Origin of the sequence: Nocardia caishijiensis NBRC 108228 (genome assembly GCF_001612825.1) — a bacterium.
GTDB lineage: Bacteria > Actinomycetota > Actinomycetes > Mycobacteriales > Mycobacteriaceae > Nocardia > Nocardia caishijiensis.
The window spans coordinates 71,657-94,737 of record NZ_BDBE01000030.1; the positions used below are offsets into that span (position 1 = coordinate 71,657).

The 23,081-nt window shown below is 66.9% G+C and carries 22 protein-coding genes; 14 read left to right on the forward strand and 8 right to left on the reverse strand.

Going from position 1 to position 23,081, the window contains the following annotated elements:
• Window positions 1-14 precede the first annotated feature (14 nt).
• The 3 genes from NC7_RS13575 to NC7_RS13585 all read left to right on the forward strand — a co-directional run bounded on the left by NC7_RS13575 (window position 15) and on the right by NC7_RS13585 (window position 3,119).
• Window positions 15-974: an alpha/beta hydrolase gene (locus NC7_RS13575; RefSeq protein ID WP_236573425.1), complete on the forward strand. Its 960-nt coding sequence runs from the start codon at window positions 15-17 to the stop codon at window positions 972-974.
• Window positions 975-1,065: 91 nt separating this feature from the next.
• Complete coding sequence (locus tag NC7_RS13580; protein WP_067982920.1) at window positions 1,066-1,593, forward strand: cupin domain-containing protein; 528 nt, start codon at window positions 1,066-1,068, stop codon at window positions 1,591-1,593.
• Between the two features lie 170 nt (window positions 1,594-1,763).
• A complete protein-coding gene (locus NC7_RS13585) occupies window positions 1,764-3,119 on the forward strand; it encodes an MFS transporter (RefSeq protein WP_067982923.1) in 1,356 nt (451 codons plus the stop codon).
• 24 nt (window positions 3,120-3,143) lie between these two features.
• Here the strand turns inward: NC7_RS13585 and NC7_RS13590 are convergent, their stop codons facing one another.
• The 5 genes from NC7_RS13590 to NC7_RS13610 form a co-directional block, all read right to left on the reverse strand.
• A complete protein-coding gene (locus tag NC7_RS13590; protein ID WP_067982924.1) occupies window positions 3,144-6,431 on the reverse strand; it encodes a serine/threonine-protein kinase in 3,288 nt (1,095 codons plus the stop codon).
• 92 nt (window positions 6,432-6,523) lie between these two features.
• The gene (locus tag NC7_RS13595; protein ID WP_236573427.1) at window positions 6,524-6,748 is read right to left on the reverse strand and encodes a WhiB family transcriptional regulator; all 225 of its coding nucleotides are present in this window, start codon (window positions 6,746-6,748) and stop codon (window positions 6,524-6,526) included.
• A gap of 62 nt (window positions 6,749-6,810) precedes the next feature.
• Window positions 6,811-7,020 (reverse strand): hypothetical protein, encoded by a 210-nt coding sequence (locus NC7_RS13600; RefSeq protein ID WP_067982928.1) that lies wholly within the window; start codon window positions 7,018-7,020, stop codon window positions 6,811-6,813.
• A gap of 24 nt (window positions 7,021-7,044) precedes the next feature.
• Window positions 7,045-8,163: an NDMA-dependent alcohol dehydrogenase gene (locus NC7_RS13605; protein ID WP_067982930.1), complete on the reverse strand. Its 1,119-nt coding sequence runs from the start codon at window positions 8,161-8,163 to the stop codon at window positions 7,045-7,047.
• A 91-nt stretch (window positions 8,164-8,254) separates the two neighbouring features.
• A complete protein-coding gene (locus NC7_RS13610) occupies window positions 8,255-9,076 on the reverse strand; it encodes an acyl-CoA thioesterase domain-containing protein (RefSeq protein ID WP_067982932.1) in 822 nt (273 codons plus the stop codon).
• A 242-nt stretch (window positions 9,077-9,318) separates the two neighbouring features.
• On the opposite strand from NC7_RS13610, the gene NC7_RS13615 reads away from it, so the two are divergent.
• Both NC7_RS13615 and NC7_RS13620 read left to right on the forward strand, forming a co-directional pair.
• A complete protein-coding gene (locus tag NC7_RS13615; RefSeq protein ID WP_067983685.1) occupies window positions 9,319-10,038 on the forward strand; it encodes a GntR family transcriptional regulator in 720 nt (239 codons plus the stop codon).
• Window positions 10,039-10,144: 106 nt separating this feature from the next.
• A complete protein-coding gene (locus tag NC7_RS13620) occupies window positions 10,145-10,516 on the forward strand; it encodes a hypothetical protein (protein ID WP_067982934.1) in 372 nt (123 codons plus the stop codon).
• A 75-nt stretch (window positions 10,517-10,591) separates the two neighbouring features.
• Here the strand turns inward: NC7_RS13620 and NC7_RS13625 are convergent, their stop codons facing one another.
• A complete protein-coding gene (locus tag NC7_RS13625; protein ID WP_067982936.1) occupies window positions 10,592-11,695 on the reverse strand; it encodes a lactonase family protein in 1,104 nt (367 codons plus the stop codon).
• Window positions 11,696-11,982: 287 nt separating this feature from the next.
• On the opposite strand from NC7_RS13625, the gene NC7_RS13630 reads away from it, so the two are divergent.
• The 9 genes from NC7_RS13630 to NC7_RS13670 all read left to right on the forward strand — a co-directional run bounded on the left by NC7_RS13630 (window position 11,983) and on the right by NC7_RS13670 (window position 20,704).
• A complete protein-coding gene (locus NC7_RS13630; protein ID WP_067982938.1) occupies window positions 11,983-13,116 on the forward strand; it encodes a lactonase family protein in 1,134 nt (377 codons plus the stop codon).
• A 127-nt stretch (window positions 13,117-13,243) separates the two neighbouring features.
• On the forward strand, window positions 13,244-15,559 hold the full coding sequence (locus NC7_RS13635; RefSeq protein WP_067982939.1) for a sensor histidine kinase: 2,316 nt from the start codon (window positions 13,244-13,246) through the stop codon (window positions 15,557-15,559).
• Window positions 15,560-15,571: 12 nt separating this feature from the next.
• Window positions 15,572-16,003 (forward strand): roadblock/LC7 domain-containing protein, encoded by a 432-nt coding sequence (locus tag NC7_RS13640; protein ID WP_157101989.1) that lies wholly within the window; start codon window positions 15,572-15,574, stop codon window positions 16,001-16,003.
• Window positions 16,000-16,383 carry a DUF742 domain-containing protein gene (locus NC7_RS13645; protein WP_067982944.1) on the forward strand — a complete coding sequence of 128 codons (384 nt, stop codon included), beginning with the start codon at window positions 16,000-16,002 and terminating at the stop codon, window positions 16,381-16,383. Before NC7_RS13640 ends, NC7_RS13645 begins: the two co-directional genes overlap by 4 nt.
• Complete coding sequence (locus NC7_RS13650; protein ID WP_067982946.1) at window positions 16,364-16,972, forward strand: GTP-binding protein; 609 nt, start codon at window positions 16,364-16,366, stop codon at window positions 16,970-16,972. Before NC7_RS13645 ends, NC7_RS13650 begins: the two co-directional genes overlap by 20 nt.
• 102 nt (window positions 16,973-17,074) lie before the next feature.
• Window positions 17,075-17,497, forward strand: coding sequence for an ester cyclase (locus NC7_RS13655; RefSeq protein WP_067982948.1), 423 nt, complete (start codon window positions 17,075-17,077; stop codon window positions 17,495-17,497).
• A gap of 121 nt (window positions 17,498-17,618) precedes the next feature.
• On the forward strand, window positions 17,619-18,776 hold the full coding sequence (locus NC7_RS13660; RefSeq protein WP_084458478.1) for a lactonase family protein: 1,158 nt from the start codon (window positions 17,619-17,621) through the stop codon (window positions 18,774-18,776).
• Window positions 18,777-18,893: 117 nt separating this feature from the next.
• On the forward strand, window positions 18,894-19,322 hold the full coding sequence (locus NC7_RS13665) for a MarR family winged helix-turn-helix transcriptional regulator (RefSeq protein ID WP_067982952.1): 429 nt from the start codon (window positions 18,894-18,896) through the stop codon (window positions 19,320-19,322).
• On the forward strand, window positions 19,319-20,704 hold the full coding sequence (locus tag NC7_RS13670) for an MFS transporter (protein WP_067982954.1): 1,386 nt from the start codon (window positions 19,319-19,321) through the stop codon (window positions 20,702-20,704). The genes NC7_RS13665 and NC7_RS13670 overlap by 4 nt, the downstream gene beginning before the upstream one ends.
• A 64-nt stretch (window positions 20,705-20,768) precedes the next feature.
• Here NC7_RS13670 and NC7_RS13675 read toward each other — a convergent pair whose 3' ends face one another.
• Complete coding sequence (locus tag NC7_RS13675; protein ID WP_157101990.1) at window positions 20,769-21,605, reverse strand: SDR family NAD(P)-dependent oxidoreductase; 837 nt, start codon at window positions 21,603-21,605, stop codon at window positions 20,769-20,771.
• Window positions 21,602-23,065, reverse strand: a complete 1,464-nt coding sequence (locus NC7_RS13680; RefSeq protein WP_067982957.1) for an aldehyde dehydrogenase family protein — start codon at window positions 23,063-23,065, stop codon at window positions 21,602-21,604. The genes NC7_RS13675 and NC7_RS13680 overlap by 4 nt, the downstream gene beginning before the upstream one ends.
• Between the last annotated feature and the right edge of the window lie 16 nt (window positions 23,066-23,081).

Below are 23,081 nucleotides of genomic sequence, written 5' to 3' on the forward strand. Positions count from 1 at the left end.
CAGGGTCTTTCCGGATGACGAAGACTGATGTCATCCGGAAAGACTCCCGACGAGCCGAGGACATCATCGTGCAGCACATCGACTTCCCGAACGCCACGGTCACCATGGCGGGCGATCTGTACCTGCCCGAGAACTTCTCCGCCGACCAGTACTACCCGGCGATCGTGTGTGTTCACCCTGGTGGCGGAGTGAAGGAACAGACCGCGGGGCTGTATGCGGCCAAGCTCGCCGCCGAAGGCTTCGTCACCCTCGCCTTCGACGCCTCCCATCAGGGCGAGAGCGGCGGCATTCCGCGCCGACTGGAAGACCCCTTCGCCCGGGTCGAGGACATTCGCGCCGCCGTCGACTACGTATCGACCCTCGACTTCGTCGATGCGGCCCGCATCGGTGCGTTCGGTGTGTGCGCCGGCGGCGGTTACGCGATCGACGCCACCAAATCCGACCGCCGGATCAAGGCCGTCGGCGCGGTGAGCCCGGTCGACATCGGCGCCACCTTCCGGCGCGGCTGGGACGGCTCCTTGCCGCTCGAAGCGCAGATCGCCACACTGGACGCCGTCGCGGGTCAGCGCGCGATCGAAGCCGCTGGTGGCGAGATCGCCGAGATCACCTACGTGCCCGAAATCCTCGACGACACCACCCACGCCGACATGGTCGAAGCGCACGAGTACTACCGCACCCCGCGCGCACAGCACCCGAACTCCGAGAACCGGATGCTGTTCACCGCCAGTGTCACCCGGATCTTCGACTACGACGCCTTCGCCGGTGCCGAGTTCCTGACCCAACCGATGTTGCTGGTCGCCGGGTCGACGGCCGGTTCGCTGTGGCAGGCGCAGGCCCTGCACAAGCGCCTGCCGGAGAACACCGACCTGGTGCTGGTCGAAGGAGCGGGTCACGTGGGGCTCTACGATCGGCCCGAGTACGTCGAGCAGGCCATGGCCGCCCTGTCTCCTTTCTTCACAGCCGAGTTGCTGTGAACTGACGCCGCCCTTCTCAAGACGTGATATGTAATATATTATCCATCGCTGTGACAGGCGTCACGTTCAATACTTCCGAAGGGTGGCATTCATGGCAGGCGAACATCTCGACCGGACCGCGCGACGCGTAATCGCGGGCATCGACGCCGACGGTAGATCGACCATCGCCGTCGATGAGGACACTGCTACCCGCATCGCCCTGCCCGCGTTCACGGTGAACGATGTCTGGCGGGTCGACGCGTTGCCCGCCGCCATGGCGGACGGTGACACGCTCGGTTCCGAGGTGGAACTGGATCCGCCCGCCGCCGGCGTGGTGGTGCGCCTGGCGACCTTCCCGCCCGACAGTGAGATCGATCCGGCTGTCTACGCGGAATCGATCGGTGACCTGCACGGCGAGGACGCCAAGGCCGATGATGACGCGATCGTCGGCCTGCATGCCACCGAGACCGTCGACATCGCCACCATCATCGACGGCGAGATCTACGCGATCTACGAAACGGGGGAGACCCTGCTTCGCGCGGGCGACACCGTGATCAACCGCGGGATCAAGCACGCCTGGAGCAATCGGACCGACAAGCCGGTGACCATGGTGGCGGTCATGCTGCCAGGTAAACGCTGACGGCCGAACAGCGCCGGCCAAAGGCCTGGGAACCGCCGACGGGGCCCAGGCCTTTGTTGTGTTCACGCATGGGCCGGTCGGCAAAAAATATTCCGGATCATATATTATGCGATATTGTGATCCACGTCGCACGGCGGTGTCGCTGTGGCAGAACGTCGAAGGAGTACGAAATGGATGGTCGGGCCCCGCGCAAACGAAGTGGCCTTGTCGTGGTCATGCTCTGTTTTCTGACGATCGTGGCCGACGGCTACGACCTCATCGTCTACGGCGCCACCGTGCCGAGCCTCCTGGACGAGCCGGGGTGGGGGATGTCGGCGAGCACCGCGGGCTTGATCGGCAGCTGGACCCTGGTCGGTCTGATGGTCGGCTTCCTGCTCGCCGGCCCGCTGGCCGACCGCATCGGACGCCGCAAGGTGATGATGGCCGGTGTCGTCTGGTTCTCCACCGGGTGCGCGATCTGCGCGGTCGCCACGTCGCCTGAATTTCTCGGCGCCGCACGGTTCTTCACCGGCATCGGCCTCGGCGGCGTCGTCCCGTCGGCGGTCGCCCTGACGATGGAATTCGCGCCGCGCAATCGCAGGCAGATCTACAACGGCATGATGCTGACCGGTTACTCCTTCGGCGGCATCATCGCCGCCCTGGTCGCGATCGCCTTGCTTCCCGACAACAGCTGGCGCGTGCTCTACGGTGTGGGTGCGTTGTGCGTGATCGTGGTGCCCGCCATGTACTTCTGGTTGCCGGAATCGGTGAACTCGCTGGTCGCCCGCGGGAAGGACGCCGAGGCGGCCGAGCTGGCCGAGGCCTACGGCCTCGACATCGCCGCGATTCGCGCCGAACAGCGAATCCAGGTCGACACCGCCGCGAGCACCGACAGCAGGAGCGGGCTGCGCATGCTCCTCACCCGCCGGTACCTGCCCTCGCTGCTGCTGTTCGTCCTGGTCTGCGTCTGCGCCCAGGTGATCACCTACGGTCTGAACACGTGGTTGCCGGTGCTGATGCGCGAAGCGGGGTACCCGCTCGGCTCCTCGCTGCAATTTCTGCTGGTCCTGCAGGTCGGCGCCATCATCGGCATGATCGGCGGTTCGATGCTCGCCGACCGGTACGGGTCACGGCGGATCCTGGTTCTGTTCTTCGTCATCGGCGCGGTGTCGCTGCTCGCGCTGAGCCGCAAACTGGACACCGCGGTGTTGATGGTCGCGGTAGCGGGTGCGGGGCTCGGGTCCATCGGCAGCAGCTCGCTGGCCTACGGTTACGTCGCCGCCAAATACCCCGCCTCGTGCCGGGGTTCGGCTGTCGGCGCCAGTATGGGCCTCGGCCGCGTCGGTTCCATCCTCGGTCCGTCCATCGGTGGCTGGGTCGTCGGCTCCTCGCTGGGCAGCCACTGGAACTTCTACGCCTTCGCGATCCCCGCGCTGATCGCCGCCGTCATCGTGATCCTGATGCCCGCTTCGACGGTCGACGACGAGGTCGCACAGGTACGGGCCCCTGAGTCGGACCCGGGCGGGGTCGTCGAGCCGGCCCGCTAGCTTCGGAGTTCTGTGTCGGGAAAGCTAAATCGTCATCGCGTCGGCGGGCAGGCGGGTCAAACCGAGCCGGGTGCACTGCCGTATCAACGGTGTGAGAGTGTGTTCGGCCTCGTCCCGGCGCCCGGCCCGCCGCAGCGTGGAACCGAGCAACAATCCGGCGCGCAACCTCGCCAGTGGGCGGCGGTTCGCGTGCATGCTCGCGAGGAGGAGTTCGGCTCGTGCCAGCGCGCGTTCGTGTTCGCCGGCTTCCGACAGCAATCGGATGGCGGAATCCTCGTCGAACTCGTCGATGGCGGCGACGATTCCGTCGTCGTGCCGGACCGTGCGTGGTGCCAGCAGGGCGTCGGTGATTCGCGGGTCCAGCTCGAAGCCCGCGCGGACCTGTTCGTTGTGGAGACGAGCGGTCAGCCGAGGCAGCTCGAGGCGCTCGGCGACCGACAGGCCTTCTGTCAGGAGTTCACGCGCGCCCTCGCGATCGCCGCGCAGAGACCGGGCCCGCGCTCCTGTTCCATAGGTGGCCAGCATGAAGTCCACACCGCCGCCGCCTTCGGTCGACAGTTCCCTGCTCTTCGTGAGCAGATCCACGGCAGCGTCGAGATCGCCTGCCTCATAACGCAGTTCACCGAGTAGTGCCCCGGCCAGACGGGTGGCGTGTGCCGCCGGGCCCATTGTGGTCCGTGCGGTATCGAGTGCGACGGTGAACAGCTCCTCGGCGCCGGCGATGTCGAGCTGTTCGTGGGCGGCGAGACCGGCGAAGCAGCGACCGTAGACGGACAGGAAGGGGCCGGTCGCCTCGTGGTACGGCACCGCCCAGAGTTGCCGTCGCCGCGCCTCGTCGAAGTCGAAGCGATGGATCGCGGCGAAGGTGGCGATATTGGCGGCCACGCCCGGAATTCGGGGAGAGAAGTCATCGGGACGGGCCAGCGCCTGCCTGATCAGCCCGTCCAGTGCCGATACCCGGTCGGCGAACATCTCGCGGACACCGATCGCGACATCGGCCTCGGCCCGTAGATCGGCACGGTCGGCTTCGTCGACCCCGGCCAGGGACGCCTCGAAACTGTCCAGGCAGGCCTCGGCGGCCGCTGGCCTGCGTAGAACCAGGTTCACCCACACCCCGAACAGCTGGATCCGTGGTCTCGGGCGGCACACGCTCGCGGGAAGTTTGGCCAGAATCCCCTGCAGCGTCACCATTCTGGACCGTTCCAGCAGATAACCCGCGCCCTCCTCGACGAACTCGGCCGCGCGGCCGGGGTCTTCGGCGGCGAGTGCGTGTTCGACCGCATCGTTGAGCAGATGATGATGGGCGAACCACTGCGCGGCCCGCCGCCGCAACCCGGCGACCTGTCCCGGCCGGTTCTGGGCCAGCCTGCGGCACAGGTACCCGGCGAAGAGTTGGTGGTAGCGGTACCACTCGCTGCCGGGGGCGGTCGGCAGGAGGAACAGTCCCCGTTCGGCGAGGTCGGCGAGGACGTCGGCGGCATCGGCGCGGCCGGTCAACGCGGCCGCCAGACCGCCGCAGATCCGCTCGCAGATCGAGGTCGTCATGAGGAAGTCGAGCGTTTCCGGGTCGAGGGCATCGAGCACGTTCTCGGCCAGGAACGCACCGATGTCGGGATGGGTGGCGAGGCTGCCGAGTAGCCGTCCCGTGTCCTCGCCCGAACGCAACGACAGCACCGCGAGTTGCAACGCGGCGATCCACCCGTCGGTGGCCTGGGTCAGCGCCAGAACTTCTTCCGCGTCCAGGTGCACATCGTCGGCGTCATCGAGGAAGGTGCGGACTTCATCTGCGTCGAAACGCAAAGTGGCGGCGTCGATCTCGGTGAGCTCAGCGTGCATGCGCAACCGGCTGACCGGCAGGTTCGGGCGCGCGGTGGTGGTGACGACGAGCGGAAGATGATGGCAACCGTGCTCGAGCAGGAACCGGACGGCCGCCACCGAGTCGGCGCCGGTGACCCGCTGCCAGTCGTCGAGGACCAGGGTGACCCGCTGGTCGCGGGTATGCAGACCGTCGACGAGCTCGGTGAGGACGGCACGGGCCGGATCGTCGGGGTCGGCCTCGAGCAGGCGATCGAGATCGTCGGCGAGGTCGGGAACCGCAGGACGGACAGCCTCGACGAGGTGGGCGAGAAACCAGGCGACGTTGTCGTCGTCCTCGTCGACGGTGAGCCAGGCGACGGCGGCGCCGTGTTCCACGAGCTCGTCGTGCCATTGTGCGGCGAGCGTGGTCTTCCCGAAACCGCTGGGTGCGTGAATGGTGGTGAGCCTGGTGCGTTCACACGCACGCAGCCGCTCGAGCAGCCGCTTACGGGCCAGCGTCGCACGCGCCGGTGTCGGCGGGCGGTACTTGGTGGCCGGAGTCGGTGGGGCAGTGGTTCGTTCCTTCGATCGCGGTGCCGGCCCCGCCACCCGTGGTGGCGGGCTCGGAACCCGAAGTACATCAACGGGTGCGCCCGTAGCCCGTTGCGCCGCACACAGTTCCGCGCCGAAACCGGCGGCATCGGCGGGCCGGTCGGCTGGGTCGGGAGCCATCGCGTGCTCGATCACCGACCGGACCGCCGCAGGCACATCCCGGCCGGTGAGATCGGGGCTCGGTTGCCGGGAAATTCGCAGGAATTGGGACACGACCTGCTCGCCTACGCGACGTTCGTAGGCGACATGCCCGGTGAGGGCGCAGAAGAGTGTGGCGCCGAGACTGTACACATCCGCGGCAGGGGTGGCCGCAGCGCCGCGCAGCACTTCGGGTGCGGCGAACGCGGGGGAGGCGCTCACCACACCCGTGGTGGTGTGGAATCCGCCCTTGACCCTGGCGATGCCGAAATCGGTGAGCTCCGGCTCGTTGTAGTCACTGATCAGAATGTTGGCCGGCTTCACATCGCGATGCAGGATGCCCGCCCTGTGCGCCGACTCCAGCGCACCAGCCATCTTCACACCGAGCCGCAGCGTCGCCGCCCAGTCGAGCGGACCGCCGGTGTGGATGCGTTGCTCGAGCGACCCACGCGCGTGATACGGCATCACCAGATAGGGGTGCCCGCGATGGGTCGTGCCCGCGTGGAAGACGGCGACGATGTTCGGATGGCCCGAGAGCCTGCCCATCGCCTGCTGCTCACGCACGAAACGCTGCAATCCCTCCGGGTCCAGCTCAGCGGTCAGTACCTTCACGGCGACAACCCGATCCAGATCCGGCTGGGCGCACCGGTACACGACTCCGAAGCCGCCGCGCCCGATCTCCTCGGCGTCTTCGAAGCCCGCCGCGGCCAGCTCCGCGGGAATTCCCGAAGCGGAGCTGCGCTGCGTCGACTCGATGTCGGCCATCTCGGCTCGATTCGGTACTGCTCGGGTCGCGGTGCGGGGGTGCGCTCGCCTCTACCGAGAGTAGCCCTGTCGATGCCGGTGTTCGACCGGCATCACACCCGTTTCGACCAGTAGTGCACCCAGCGGTACTTCGCTCGCTCTCTCGGCGTCATTCCGCCCCAGATGCCGTGCGGCTCGTTGGTGGTGACCGCGTGGTCCCGGCAATGGGTCAACACCGGGCATCCCGCGCAGACCTTCTTGGCGGCAAGCACCTTTCGCGATTCCTGGGCCGTGTCGTAGAAGTCGTTCACGTCGTAGGCGCGGCAGGTGGCATACATCTGCCAGTCCCACGCTTCCGCACGGGGCGGAGGAAGGCGCAAAGACTTCTCGCCCGCGGGCCTCATGCCGGTTCACCCACGGTGACGCTCAGCGCGCGCCGGTGAGCGGCCGCGGCGAGCTCACGTTCCCGCGCGCTGTCGGGTCCGCCGAGACCGGCCAGGTGGTCGTGCAACCGTGCCTTCGCCGCGTACCAGGCGGCCAGCGCTTGCGCATCCGCGCCGGGGGCGGGACGGGTCAGGCACAACGTGGTCATTTCGATCAGCACGTTCATGATCGGTCCTTCGACTTGCCGGGATCAGTCGTAGACGACGACGCCCCGCAGGTTCCGCCCGGCGTTCATGTCGGCGAAGCCCTGCGTGATGTCGTCGAGGGAGTAGCGGGTGGTGACGAGTTCATCGAGTTTCAGCGAGCCCTGCTGATACATCGCCAGCTGTGCCGGGATGTCGGCGGTGGGCGAGCTCGCGCCGAACAGTGAGCCTTGCAGGCGCTTCTGGTACAGGGTGAGCTCGTGCAGGTTGATGTCGCCCGCGCCGACGGTGGCGTCGCCGAGCCCGACGGCGACACAGGTGCCTGCCTTACGAACAGCGCTCAGCGCCTGCCCCACATGGCGGCCGGTGGTGATACCGACCGTCACGATCGCGGAGTCGGCGCCCTGGCCGTTGGTCATCGAGCGGGCGAGTTCGGCGGCCTCCTCGATGTCGGCGACGGCATGGGTGGCGCCCAGCTTCAGCGCGGAGTTTCGCTTGAACGGCACGGGGTCGACGGCGATCACCGCGGCGGCACCCGCGTGCGCGGCACCCTGCACGGCGTTGATGCCGATACCGCCGATGCCCATGACGATCACGACGTGTCCCGGCTTGACCTCGGCCGAGTTCACCGCCGCACCCCAACCGGTGCCGACACCGCAGCCGGTGAGGCAGGCGATATCGAGCGGGATCGATGGATCGATCTTGATCGCCGAGACAGCGGAGACGGTGGTGTATTCGCAGAAGGTGCCGAGCCCGGCGAGCTGACCGACGGGTGCGCCGTCGAGCGAGAGCCGATACGACGTGGGGTCGTCGAAACGCGCGCCCGTGGCCAGGAACGCGCCGAGGTCACACAGGTTCTGGTGGCCGTGTGCGCACCACCGGCAGCGGCCGCACACCGGAAGGAAGGAGAAGACCACGTGGTCGCCTTCGGCGAAGCCCTTGGTGCCCGGCCCGACGGCCTCGACGACACCGGCGCCCTCGTGCCCGCCCGCGAGCGGCAAAATGCCCGGCGTCTGCGTACCGACAGCGAAATGGTCGTCGGAATGGCACAAGCCCGCCGCGGCCATCTTGACCCGGATCTCACCGGGGCGGGGGTCCTCGATGTCGAGTTCGACGATCTCGTAGGCACCAGGAGTCTGCCGAAGCACCGCGCCCCGGGTCAGCACGAGGTGGCCTTGTCGTCGATGTCGGCCCAGCGGATCATCGGTGCTCTCCTTCGCAGTGGTTGATTAAGCATAATATATTCTGCGAGCTTCGTCACGTGATCGGCCTGAAGCTACGCACATCGACGGCACGATACGCATCGGCGAGCGCACACAGGGTCGCCGTGCCGAAGACGCCCACTCGGTCGAAGGCGACAGCCGTGCCGACCGCGATGCCTGCCTCTTCGATCCGCTCGGTGGTGGCGAACCCGACAGCGGGTCCTACCGGCAGCCGGGCCAGGGCCAGCGAGATGTCGGCGTTGATGAATTCGAGCCCGTTGCTGCCGAGGTTGACCGCCACATTCACCACATCGGCAACGCCCGCGGCCAGTTGGAACGAAGTGACCGGCTCGCCCTCGACTACCGGAATCTGCTCGTGCCAGATCGTATTGCGAGCGTCGTTGGTCGACCGCGCCGCGTCGCCCCACCCTGTCTCCTCGGTGAAGTAGAGCCGATGCTGGGACTCGATCAGCGCGGTGTCGAGCGGGGGCGGCTCCGGCCGCGCGCCGCCTGACCAGGCCGCGCCCGGTGGGCTCTGGCCAGGAGCCAGCCACAGTGCCGATGCTCGGGCGACGTGCCTGCCGTCCTGCTCGAGCACGGCGTCGACCAAGCACAACCGCTTTCCTTCCCGGACGACGGTCGCCGAAGCGCTGCACGGGCGTAGCCGGGCGGGTCGGAAAAGGTCGACGGTCCACCGCACCGGCGTCAGGTCCGGACGTCTGATGGTGCGCATCTGCTGTTCGGCGGCACGTGCCAGTGCCGAACTCACCGCGAGCCCACGCATGTGCTCCTCGCCCCACCCGCTCGCGGCCTCGGCCTGGGGGATCAGCTCGATCCCGTGCCGACTGTTCCGTGTACGAAAGAATGCTTCGGTCACCGGTTACCTCCGAATAGACTCGCCTATAATATTAAATATATGATAAAGTCGGCAACTGAACAGTAGACCTCCCGAAGCCCTTCTGATCCCCCAGGGGCCTCGGGCGCGGCGTCGGTCACCGCGCGCACGACATATCGATGCGCTCTCATCCCTGCGGTGACCGACGCCCTTTCCATGGGGTGGTGCTGCGCGATCGAGCTTCGGGGCCGCATAATGCGTAAGTGCCGAACGACAAAGACCCTTTGGGCGCCGATTCCTCGCCGCGGGAGCTACCCCGTCGCGTGAATTCGCAGCGTCAGCAGCTGTCCGAAGACGTCGCGAGCTACGTGCGGGAACTGATCATCTCGGGTCGGGTGCGATCCGGCGAGTTCCTGCGCGCCGAACCGATCGCGGAAGCGGTCGGAGTGAGTAACACCCCCGTTCGTGAAGGTCTTCTGCTGCTCAGTGGTGAGGGATTCGTAGAACTGGTCCCTCGGCGCGGGTTCATGGTGTCGGCGTTCAGTAGGCAGGATGTGCGCGACCTGTTCTGGGCGCAGGCTACGCTCGCCGGCGAATTGGCTTCGCGCGCGGCGAAATCGATCTCCCCGCGGCAACTCGCTCACTTGGCCGATGTGGTCGCCGAGCACGAGCGGGCGGTCGCCGAGGGGGCCGATCTCGACCGCATCGTCGCGCTCGGCCACGAATTCCATCGCAGCGTGAATCTGGCGGCGGATTCCCGCAGGCTCGCGCTGTTGTTGCGTTCCATCGTCAAGCAGCTGCCCAACCGGTTCTACGGCAATATCGAGGGTCATGCCAACGAATCCCTCGATTTCCATCCTGCCATTCTCGAGGCGTTGCGAAAGCGCCGCGCGAAGACGGCGAGCAGTCTGATGCGCGATCACATCATGTCCGGTGCCGACGAGCTCATCGCCATGCTGGAGAAGCAGGGCATGTGGTCCGCGCCGGAGAAATCCACCGCCTAGATCGTCGTGTCCAGAAAGTTGGACACTCGCTCCACCGGTTCGCGCGCAGCATGGGGTGGCGCAGGACAGCACTGCGCCGAACCGGACAGGAAGGCACCGTTCAACGATGAGCAGCACCCCAGATCAGGCCACCAAAGACCTCGCGGACAACTGGGTCAAGGCCCTCACGAACATCGATCTCTTCAAGGAGATCAGCCACGAGGATTGCCTCGTATGGCACAGCTCCGATGACAAGTGGGTCACCGTAGCCGATGCTGTCGCGGCTGTGTACGAGCGTTCCGCCGGTGGTGCCATCCCGACCTTCGTCTCTGTCGGGGTCACCTACACCGAGCACGGGTTCTTTCACGAGTGCACCACCGAGGTCTCGATCGGTGGCCAGGAGATGAAGCTGCACCTGCTGCAGAACGTCGAGGTCCGCGACGGCAAGGCCGCGCGGGTCCGTGAGTACATCGGCCCGGAAATGGGCGTCCAGCCCTGATCCCGAGCGCGAGATCTTTGCGTTGAGGGGCCGGTGTCGTGACCGAGATGTCACGGCACCGGCCCTTTCTGGTCGCTAGGGGGTGAGGGCAACCACCGGCCCGTCGGACATGACCACGCCGGTGTCGACCGACGGACGTCCGGACGGCGCGAGGCTGCCGTCTTCTCGGATCGTGTAGGTGTGCACCCGTGTGGTCACCTGGGCGGTGAGTACATCGATGAGGTACAGCGTCTTGCCGTCGGGATGCAGGGCCACTTGGCCGGGCAGGGTGGCCGCAGGAGCCGCGTACGGCGAGCCGGGGAGTTCGACCAGTCGCCCGTCCGAGTGCAGGTCGAAGCCGGCGATCGACTGGCCCATGGCGTTGGGGACGTACAGGCGGGTGTTGTCGGCGGTTACCACCGCGCCGTGCGGTACGCCGTGAGTCGGATAGGGCGACCCGGGTGTCGGCGACAGCTGCCCGTTCTCGCCGATGACGAACCCGGACAAGTCGAAGCCGAATTCGTTGCTCACGTAGAGATAGCGCCCGTCACGGCTGAATCCGGGGGCGACGGGACCGAGCTTCACCTCGATGGCGCCGAGCGGGGTCATCGTGCCGTCCGGCGAGATCGCGTAATTGGACATGGTGTTGCCGAGGTATGTGACGACTCGGAGGAACCGGCCGCTCGGATCGACGGCCGCCATGCCGACCGCGCTGAACCCGTCCACCGGAACAGTCGGGGCTCCGCTGGGAACGAGTGCACCCGAGGCGGTCACCGCGAACGACTCGACGTGGCCAGGGGCTCCGCCCACCACGACGAACAGCTGTTTGCCGTCGGGGCTGAGTGCAGCGGCGGTAGGCGGCCCGCCGACGGTGATGTCAGCGCCTGGAACCGGATGCAGGGTGCCGTTGTCGTCCAGGCGGTACCCGGAGACGCCGAAGCCACCGGCGTGCGGAACGTAAACCGTGCGGCCGTCCGGGGCGAGCACCAGCGAGAGTACGCCGAAACCGGTGGGAAACGGGCTGTTCGGGACACTCGACAACGACCCGTCGTCGGCGACGCGCAAGACGCTGATACCCATCGACGCGGTACCCGCGACCATCATGAAGCGGGAATTGGCGGCCGATGCCGGACCGGGCGCGGCGGTCCAGCTGGCGACGCTGAACAACGCGGCGATGAAAGCCGCTGTGGCGCAGCGCATTATACGCCCGCGAGGGCGGTATCGGGAGGGAGGGGGGAGGGAAGTCATCGGTGATCTCCTCGACGAGACTCGAAGTCCACGTTCCGCAGAGGGCGAAGCGTGCGACAACCCGGAACGATCACATTTTATATACAATCCGGCAACTATCGTTGTGTGCCGTGACAACTGGCCGGGTATCTCGTTGCGTTATTTCAAACGGACTATCCTCAGTGAGATTGCACACTATATTGTGCATAATTCGGAGCAGGCGACGTGGCCTGCCCGGTACACGGAGGTATCGCATCCTGATGCTCAGGAACGCACTCACACCGCGACGTGTCGCCGCCGGCGTCGCCGCCGCCTTGGCGCTGTCGTTGTCCCCGGCGCTCGCGCATTCGGACCCTGCGGCCGACGCGCCTCGCTATCTGCTGGTCACCGGTACCGGCTCGTCGAACATCAGCGTGCTGCGAGTCGAGGACAACGGTTCGCTCACTCAGGTGCCCGGTTCGCCGTTCGCCAGCGACACCGGCTCGTTGACTCTCGAGATCACTCCGGACGGTCGCCGGGCCTACGCGGGGCATGTGGTCTCCGGCTCGATCATCGGTTACGACCTCGGAGCCGACGGCTCCCTGCGCGAGATCGCGAGTAGCCGGATCGATCTCGGTGCGCCGGTGATCGGGGTGACGATCACCCCGGACGGTTCCCGCTTGTTCGCGACCGTCGGCTCGCTGACAACCGAGGTCCGCTCCTTCGATATCACCGCCGCAGGCGTTCTCGTGCCCACCGGCGCGCCCGCCACCCCCGTCCCCGGGATGAGTGGGCTGAGCCTGCCTCAGGTCACCCCCGATGGGCGCAACCTGATCGTGAGTACCTTCATCGGCGCCACGGTCACCAGCTATGCCATCAACCCCGACGCATCGCTCATTCAGGTCGGACCGACTCTGGCAACAGGCGAACGCCCCGCGCTGCCCGCCATCACCCCGAACGGGCGTCACCTCTACATCAGCAACGAGGGCAGCGCTACTTTGTCCGGCTACGTGATAGCACCGGACGGCAGCCTCGCCGACGCGCCCGGTTCGCCCTACCCCACCGGTGACACCCCGCACGGTTCGGCGATCACCTCGGACGGCAAGCACATGTACGTGCCCGCTTCGAGCGGTGGCCAGGTCGACGGCTTCAGAATCGGCGCCGACGGCGCGCTGTCACCGTTGCCCGGTTCGCCCTACCCCACACCGGGTGGCACCATCCCCGGCCGGGTGGTACTGAGCCCCGACGAGGACGAGCTCTGGGTCATCGACTCTCTCACGGTGAACGGCACGGCCAGAGTGCATACCTACACCGTGGCAGCCGAAGGAAGCATCGCACCGTCGGGCCTGCCCGCCGTCGACACCGGCGTGATCTTCCACGACGGTCCCTCTGCCCACCTGACCCCCATCCGATGACGCGTGGGGTGGGCCGACCGGCCCGCCCCACTGTCGACCCGAGCTCACCCCGAGGAGAATGCCTGTGCCGTCGGCCGAAGGAGAACCGAGCGTTCCGGACGCCAGTTCCGGTAGTTCACATCGCCCGATGCGCCCGCGTTTCGGCACGAGCGTGCGAACCCGCGTGCTGGCGATCGCGCTGATCCCGAGTCTGGTTCTGCTGGCAACCGGCGCGGTCGCGGTCACTCTGGTCGGGCTACGGGCGCAGTCGGTGAAGGAGTGGTCCGACTACCGGGGCACGGTGATCGACCCACTGCTCCGGTTCGTGACATCGATCCAGACGGAGCGGCTCGCCAGCGTCACCGCACAGGATCACTCGCCCGGTGCGGACGCGGAGCTGCGCACCAGTCGTGACGACACGGATCGGGCGATCGCGGAAACCGCCCGGATCGCCTCGGCCGCACAGGGTATGGATTCCGATACCGGCGCCGAGTCCATTCAAGCGTTGTCGAATCTCATCGGGCGGATGCAGGTGATTCGCGAGTCGGTCGACAGCAGGAAGGCGACAACCGGTGACGTCGATCAATACTTCAGCGATCTCATCGCGGCCATGCTCGGTGCGGGACAGGAGTCCGCGCGGCTGAAGTCCTCCGACACCACGACGATGGACGCCGAGCTGACGTCGATCGAATTGCTTCGTGCGGCCGAAAGCCATTCGCGTGTAGTCGGCCTCGTCGCTGCGGGCGCCGCTGCCGACAGCATGTCACCACTCGAGCGCCGGGTCCTCGCGCAGCACGTCGGCGTCTACCGCAAACAGTTCGACCTCATCGATTCCCGATTGACCGAGGGAGTGCGCACCAGTGTTCGCGCCCTGGTCAGCGGAGCCGACTGGCGTGTCGGCAGTACCGGCGAAGACGCGATGGTCGAGCGGGGCGAGCTGACGATGCCGGTCGAGGAATGGTTGGCTGCCGAACGCGCGGTCGATACCCGCCTGATCACGCTGATCCGTGATCAATTCCGGGTGACTGTTGATGCGACCAGCGCGGCGGCCGATCGCTTGATCGATCAGTTGCTTCTCGTCTCGGCCATCATGCTCGTCGTCACGATCCTCGCTGTGTCCGGTTCGCTGGTGCTGGCCAATCGGCTGCTGCGCCGCTTGCGAACCCTGCGTTCGGCCAGCCTCTCGCTCGCCAACGACCGGCTGCCCGAGCTCATCGGCCGCATCCATCACGGAGAACAGATCGATGTGCCGGGCGAAACCGCCCCGGTCGATGAGGGCCGCGACGAGATCGGTCAGGTGGCCGAGGCATTCGCCATCGCGCAGCGAACCGCGATCGAGACCGCGGTGGGCGAGGCGAGCACCCGGAACGGGTTCAACAAGGTATTTCTCGATATCGCCTTCCGCAACCAGGCCCTGGTACGCAGGCAGCTCGATGTTCTCGATGTCGCCGAGGCGCGCCAGGACGACCCGGAGGACCTCGAGCTGCTGTTCCAGCTCGACCACTTGGCCACCCGTGCCCGCCGCAATTCCGAAAACCTGCTCATTCTCGGTGGTCGCACCCCGGGGCGTCGCTGGCGCAATCCGGTAGCGCTCGAGGAGATCGTGCGCAGCGCGGTGTCCGAGACCGAGGGCTACGCGCGGGTGAGCGCCATCCGGCTGCCCGCGGTGAGCGTGCTCGGCACCGCCGTCGCCGACCTCGTTCATCTGCTGGCCGAGCTGATCGATAACGCGACCGCGTTCTCGCCGCCGGACGCACCGGTGGCGGTGCACGGCAACTCGGTGGGGAGGGGAGTGGTGGTCGAGATCGACGACCAGGGCTTGGGAGTCTCCTTCGAGGAGCGCGAACGCCTGAACGCGATGTTGGCGCAAGCGCCGCAGTTCCACGAGATGGCGCTTGCGGGGCATCGCCATCTCGGGCTGTTCGTGGTCAGCAGACTCTCGGCGCGCCACGGGATTTCGGTGACCTTACAGGAGTCACCGTACGGTGGTGTGCGCGCGATCGTGCTATTGCCGTGGGCTGTGCTCGAAGCCGGCGACGACAACCCGACGGCGGCGGTCGAACCTGTGCGCTCTCATGACGCCGTGCACCGGGGGCTCGGTGTCCCCGCGTTGCCGGGTGCTTCCCGGTCCGATCCCGTTCCGGCTCCCGTCGAACCGCAGCCGATCCGGCGGGCCGACCCGGTAGCACGCAACGGACGCCATGTGGCGCGGCAGGCCCCTCTCGCCGGGCTCGATGGAGCCTCGGTCGCCGACGTGGACCGCAGGCCCGCGCTGCCGAGACGCGAACGCCTCACACACCTTTCTCCGCAGCTCGGTACCGATGTGGGAGAGGAGCATCCGTACTTCTCGGAGCCAGGTGCGACCGCACGTGTCCGCGCGCCCGAGACGGTGCGAACGGCGATGAGTTCGCTACAGAACGGCACGCGACGGGCGCGCGTCCGGCCACCCCATTCCCATCCGTAGAACGGTCAGAACATGAATGAGGACATGATGGTTCGTCAGGCACCGGCAGGCACGCTCGACTGGTTGCTCACCAATCTGGTGGCAACGGCATCAGGCGCCGAACGCGCGGTGGTTCTGTCCGCCGACGGCTTGGCGCTGGCCGGATCCGACGGAATCGAGCGAGAGGACGTCGAGCACTTGGCCGCGATGTCGTCGGCCCTGCACAGCCTGGCGCGTGGTGTGGGGACGCGGTTCGGTAAAGGTGCGCTGCATCAGACCGTGGTCGAGCTCGAGCACGGTTATCTCCTGGTCACGGAGGCAGGACACGGTGCGTGCCTGGCGTTGCTGACCGACGCCGAGGTGGATCTCGGTCTGATCGCGTACGAGATGAATGTGATCGTCGGCCAAGTGCGTGAGCATCTGTCGGCGGCACCGAGAACCTCGATGTCGACGCGCGTGCCGTGAGTGAGGGGCTCGATGACGTGTGGGGCTATGAGGACGACGACCCGGGGCCTCTGGTCCGGCCCTTCGCGCTGACCCGAGGGAGGGCGGGCACGGATCTTCCGGATCTGGACATCCTGACCCTGGTGATCTCGGTCGGCTACGACTCCGACGTCAATAAACTCGATCGCGAGTACGCCCAGATTTTTCAGCTGTGCCGCCATCATCCGATGTCGATCGTCGAAATCGCCGCTCACCTGAAATTGCTGCTGGTCACTGTGAAGGTGCTGGTGAGTGACCTCATCTCCGCAGGCTATGTGATCTTCCGATCTCCCCCGAGGGCCGAAGCCGGCCCCGACCCCGAACTACTGCAGGCGGTACTGGATGGCATACGCAACCTCTGACGGACGCGATTCGTCGGTCATGTCCACCGAATTGGCGGTGAAGATACTGGTGGCGGGCGGGTTCGGGGTGGGCAAGACGACGATGGTCGGCGCGATCAGCGAGATCACCCCGCTGCGCACCGAGGAACAGCTCACCGAGCTGAGTAGTTCCGTGGACGACCTGCGGGGTATCGAGGCCAAGCGAACAACCACCGTCGCACTGGATTTCGGCCGGATCACCATCAATTCTCGGGTGATCCTCTATCTGTTCGGTACGCCGGGACAGGATAGGTTCTGGTTCCTGTGGCCCGAACTGTCCCGTGGTGCGCTCGGCGCGGTGGTCCTGGTCGATACCCGGCGACTGGCCGACAGTTTCGCGGCAGTGGACTATTTCGAGTCCCGGCGCATCCCGTTCGTGATCGCGGTGAACTGCTTCGACGGAGCGGATCGATATGCGTCCGAGGAGATCGCCGCCGCTTTGGGGGTGCCGGCCCATGTGCCGATCATGCTCTGTGATGCGCGCGACCGAGCATCGTGTAAGGAGGTGCTGGTTTGCCTGTTCGAATACATCATGGCCAGCTCCGCCGCAGTGCGCTCGCGCGTGATCTGACTTGTGAAGAGGCACAACAACTCTGGCACGTAAGCAGGGTGCACAATATATTATGTCGGTATCCGTACTCCTGGATGCGAACTTCTTCGAAAGGTCAACCAAATGAGCGATCTGCTCGATCTGGTCAACGTGCACTACGCCGGCCTGGAAGGCGGCGATCTGGACCTGGCCGCGAGCCCGTTCACCGAGGACGTGGCAGCGCAGTTTCCGTCCGGCCCGCTCACCGGGATCGAAGCGCTGCGGGCGACGATCGCTGCCTTCATCACGGCGTTTCCCGGGATGAAGATCGAACGTCGCAACACGTGGGTCGACGGAGACACCGCGATCGCCGAGATCGTCTTCACCGGCGTGCAGACCGGCCCGCTGGCGACTGCCGACGGTGAGGTTCCGCCCTCGGGCCGCACGGTGACGTTCCCGCTCATCGATACCTTCACCCTGCGTGACGGCAAGGTGTCCGAACATCGGGTGTACTGGGACAACGTCAGCTTCCTGACTCAGCTCGGCTTGATGCCCGGTCAGGACTGAGCAAGTGTTCGGCGCAAGACCCCTTCGGCTCCTGCCGGAGGGGTCTTGCGCTTTCTGCGCCCGGGGCGGTGTGCAGAATGCTGGACATTTCGTCTGGGTTTCGCCCCATAGCCTCCCAGCTATGACCTCTGATTCAATGTGGAAGGGTGGTTCGGGGAACCGGCGCATGCGAGCGGGATGGGTACTCGTCCTCGCGGCGACGGCTCTGCCCGGTCTCACCGTGGCGGCACAACCCGCCTCGGCCGACCCGACCGGGTATCACATCTACGCCCACGGATTCCTCAGCAACGGCATCGTCGGCTACAACGCTTCCGACACGGACCGGCCGACTTCGATCCAGGGCAAGCCCATGCCAGGCGCACTGAACTGGCCCCAGGCGCCCAGCCCGGACGGCCGGTTCTTGTTCGTCGCCCCCGGGACGAACCCACAGCTGATCCCCTACGCGATCGGCGCCGACGGCGAACTCGCCGCGACAGGAACGCCGCTACCGTTGCCGGATGTCCCGGTAGACATCATCTTCGCGCCGAACAGCCGCGATGCCTTCGTCGTCGTCGGGGTCCAGAACGCGCAGGTGGTGCCGGTGCGGATCGGCGCCGACGGAACTCCTACCCTCAACGGTTCGCCCATGCCGTTCGGAGAGTCTCTCGACGGCGTCGCCTCGGGGACCGTCTCGCCGGACGGCAAGCAGTTGTACGTGGCCAGCCTGCTGCCGCGTCAGCTGCTGGTGTTCGACATCAACGCCGACGGTTCGGTGTCCCCGGTCAAGCAGCGGGTGTCGACCGGGTTGAACCCGATTTATCCTCGGGTCACCCCGGACGGTGAGCATGTCTATGTCGTCAACGAGATCAGTGGGTCGGTATCCGGGTTCGCGCGGTCCGGAGACGGCACGCTCGCCGAAATCGCGGGGTCGCCATTCCCGACGGGCATGCTTCCCCACGTGACGAGCATCACGCCCGACGGGCGCTACTTGTATGTGCCGAACATGGGGTCGGGCCACATCAGTTCCTTCGCGGTGGAGCCGAACGGTGTGCTGACTCCGTTGCCCGATGTCGCGTTCGCGCCGGACAGGCCCGGAACTTTCGCCGAATCCTCGGTTATGTCGCCTAGCGGCGGAGTCCTGTGGGCGCTGGGCACCGATCCGTTGCGGGGCGGGGAGGAGATCCTGCGGCGGTTCACCATCGGCTCCGATGGAGTGCTCGATCTGGATGAATCGGTCGCGGTCTACACCGGCACCTATGTTGCCGATGGGCGGACGTTGTCGCTGGTTCCCCGTCGCTGATCACGCGGACAGGCCCCTCCGGCATCGCTCGGAGGGGCCTTTCCTGTGTCCGGACCTATGGTCGGCATCACCCCAGTTACGCAATTAAGTTGTTTAATTTAGTTGTATGGTTGGGTGATGACCCGCGTACCGTCCACTGCCCGAGAGCTGGGTGAAGTCCTGCATCCGATCGCCCGTCGCCTGCTTGCCGGACGGACGATCTCGGCGGGAAAACTCGGCGTTCTCGGCTATTTGTCCACCCACGGCCGCGCGACGGCAACCACGCTGGCCACTGTCCAGACTGTCAGCCCGCAGGCCATCGCCACTGCCGTGCGCGAACTCGAAGCACTCGGGCTGGTCGTACGAACTCCTGACAGCGAGGACCGCCGTCGTGTCTGGGTCGAACTCACCGACGCGGGCCTCGTCCGCCTCGTCGAGGAGCGGGCGGCGGGGTTGAACTGGCTGGCGCGCGCCATCGACGAGCGACTCACCGATGAGGAACGCGGCGCTCTCGGCCGAGCACTGCCCGCGCTTCAGAAGCTGGCCGCGGCGGGTCCGACCGAATGATCGCCGCGCGCCGTCTCACTCCCGCCCTGGTCTATACCGCATTGACTTCGGCGATTGTGAGCTCTCTCGGCATGTTGTTGGTGCCCGCGATCTCGCGCGAGATGCAGGTCGACGTGAGCGCGGCGCAGTGGATGCTCACGGTCAACCTGCTGGTCGGCGCGGTCACGACTCCGGTGATGGGCAGGCTCAGCGACGGCCCACACAAGAAGCGGCTGCTGCTGTGGTCGCTGACGATCATCTTGCTCGGGTCGGTCGTGGCCGCGGTAGCCACCGATTTCGCGGTGTTCCTGATCGGGCGCGCTCTGCAAGGACTCAGCTACGGGATCGTGCCCGTGACGATCGCCCTCGCGCGGCGCTATCTCCCCGCCGACCACGTGCGTAACGGCATCTCGACATTGTCGGTCACAGTGACCACAGGTCTCGGGCTGGGCTACCCGCTCACCGGCATCTTCGCCGATGTGTTCAGCTATCGCTTCGCCTTCTGGGCGGCGGCGCTGTTCCTGCTGTCGACGGTGCTGGTGGTGTGGAAGATGGTGCCGGACGGTCCGGACGAGCAGGCTCCGCGCACCCCGTTCGACCTACGCGGTGCGCTGTTGCTCGGTGCGGGGCTCTCGGCCTTGCTGCTCGTCGCCGGCGAGGGGTCACGGTGGGGCTGGGGTTCACCGTGGACGCTCGGTTTTCTTCTCGTAGCGGTGGCGATCTTGACCATGTGGGCGCTGGTGGAACTGCGTACCGAGCACGCGCTGGTAGACCTGCGGGTGCTGCGTGCCGGAGACGCGCTCGTCGCGAACGGGACAGCGATCGGTCTCGGTGCCGCGATGTACGCCTGCCTGTCGATCGCCAGTCTGATCGCGCAGGCACCCGCGTCCACCGGCTACGGCATCGCGATGCCGTTGTTCTGGGCCGGTTTCGTCATGCTGCCGCTGTCGGTCGGCAGTTTCGCGGCCAATCGCGTCGTCCGGGTCGTCTCTGCCCGTATCCCGATGCGCGCCTTGCTGATTCCCGGTGCGGCCCTGGTCACCGCGTCGAGCATGCTGCTGTGGCTGGCCCACGACGAGCTCTGGGAGATTCTGCTCGGCATGTTCGGCTTCGGCGCGGGCATCGGCACCACCTACGCGGCGATGCCCGCGCTGATCGCGCGCAGTGTGGCCGACCGTGAGCTCGGCAGCGCGGTGAGCTTCAACCAGGTTCTGCGCACTGTCGGCGGTTCGTTCGGTAGTGCGATGTCCGGCGCGGTCCTCGCCGCCCACCTCGCCCCCGACGGCTACCCGAGCGACACCGGGATCGGCATCGCCTTGGCCGTCGGCGCCGTCGGCTGCACCGCGGTGCTCACAGTTCTCCTGGTCGCTCACCTGATGACGCGCCGTGAACGACAATCTTGACCGACAACGAGATCAGCCGCGGCTGCCACCTGGCAACCGCGGCTGACGCGGGGATGAGTTCGCCTCACGGACCTGCGTTGAACTCCGTGGCGAACTCGGTGACGATCGAGACCGTGGCGTCCTTGGTGATCGCGGTCGCGCCGCCGTCGACCGGCAGTGCGACGCCGGTGATCCAGGCCGACAGATCGCTGGCGAGGAACAATGCCGCGCCGGCGATATCGCGGGCGCGGCCCGCGCGCCCGATCAGCGTCTCGCCGCCGATGCGGTCACCGATCCCGGTGAGGAACTCCCTCTCACGCTCGCGGCTCACCCCGAACATGTCGGTGATGATCGAGGTGAGGACCGCGCCCGGGAGGATGGCGTTGGAGCGGATACCGGTGCCCTGGTTCTCCATGGCCGTTTGCCGGACCAGGGCCAGCACCGCGGCCTTCGCCATCGAGTACGCGCCGCCGTTCCATCCGGCCTGCAACGCGGCGACACTGCCGGTGGTGATGATGGAGCCAGGAACGCCCTGCGCGCGGAACTGCCTGGCCGCGTACTTGTGCGCGGCGACATGGGCTTGCAGGTTCAGCGCCAGTGTGCGGTCGAGTCCCTCCGGAGTGAGGTCATCGATCGGCGAAAGATCCACGGCCGCGCCGGCATTGCTGACCACGACATCGAGGCGGCCGAAGGTGTCCACCGCGGCGTCGATGACGGACTCCACCTGCGCCGCGACGGTGACATCCGTGCGCACGAACAGCGCCGAATCACCCAGGCGGGCGGCGGCAGCCGCTCCGCGTTCCTCCTGGATGTCGGCGAGTACCACCTTCGCCCCGTGGTCGACGAACGTTTCCGCGGTGGCCAGACCCATTCCGCTCGCCGCGCCGGTGATGACGGCGACCTTGCCGTCCAACAGGCTCACAGCGGCCACTGCAGGTGCTTGACTTCGAAGAATTCGCGGAAGCCCTCTTCGCCGCCCTCCCTGCCGATGCCGCTGTGACCGGGGCCGCCCCACGGGGCATCGGGGCGCATGCCGCCGCCGCCGTTGATCGTGACGGTGCCCGAGCGCAGACGCCGGGCGAATTCGATGGCCTGCGGGGTGGGTCCCCAGACATTGGCGTTCAGGGCGTATTTGACGTCGTTGGCCATGCGGACCGCGTCGTCGAGGTCGGTGTAAGGCATGACTACACCGACGGGAGCGAACAGTTCCTCCTGGGCGATCTCGGCGTCGTTGGGGACACCGGTGACCAGGGTCGCTTCGAGGAAGAACCCGTCGTCGAGGCCTGCCGGTCGGCCACCACCGACGGGGATGTCGGCGCCCGTGTCACGCGCACGGGCGAGGAACCCCTCCACGTCGGCGCGGTGCTCGCCGGTGATGAGCGGGCCGAGAACGGTGTCGGGTGCGAGCGGGTCACCGACGGTGAGGGTGCGCAGGAAAGCGCCGGAACGCTCGACGTATTCGTCGAAGTCGGCCTGGGGCACCAGGGTTCGGGTGGTCGCTCCGCAGGCCTGACCGCTGTTGCGGGTGAACCGCAACGCCGAGGCGGGGACCGCGCGTTCGAGGTCGGTGCCGGGCAACACGATGTTGGGTGACTTGCCGCCGAGTTCGAGAACCACCTTCTTCAGTGTCGGGGCGGCGAGGGTGAGGATCTTGCTGCCGACAGCGGGGGAGCCGGTGAAGGTGACCATGTCCACTTCGGCGGCGGTGACGACCTGCTCGGTGACCGCCGGTGGTCCGAACACCAGATTGACCGCGCCCGCGGGGAATCCGGCTTCCTCGACCAACCTGACGAACGCGGCGGTGAGCAGCACGGATTTCGGTGAGGTGACCAGCACCGTGGAACATCCGGCGGCGAGGGCGGCGCCGAGTTTGTAGGCGCTCATCATGATCGGCACGTTGTAGGCGACGATCGCGGCGACCACACCCGCGGGCTGGCGCAGCAGCAGACTGCTGGTGGTGATCGGGTCGTGGTCCAGCGGCATCGGTTGTTCGTAACCGTCGCGGGGTCCCCGGATGGCGGCGTCGGCGAACCAGCGGAAGAACTTCGCGGGCAGGTCGACGTGCAGGGTCGGTCCGCTGCCGATCGGGGTGCCGATCTCGGTGGCGGCGACCTGGACGAGTGTTTCCCGGTTCTCCTGGAGCAGGTCGGCAAGGCGGTGCAGCAGGGCGCCGCGGTCGGCCGGACCGAGACGGCTCCACTCGCCCCCGTCGAAGGCGCGGCGGGCGGCGGCGACGGCCTCGCTCACCTGGGCGGGGCCGGAGGCGGGGGTGAGCGCCACCTGGAGCCCGGTCGCGGGGTTGATCGTGGCGATGGGGTCGCCGTCACCACCGCACCAGCGACCATCGATGTAGCTGGCGGCCGCGCCGATCATGGTTGTCATGTGTGAATCCTTTTCG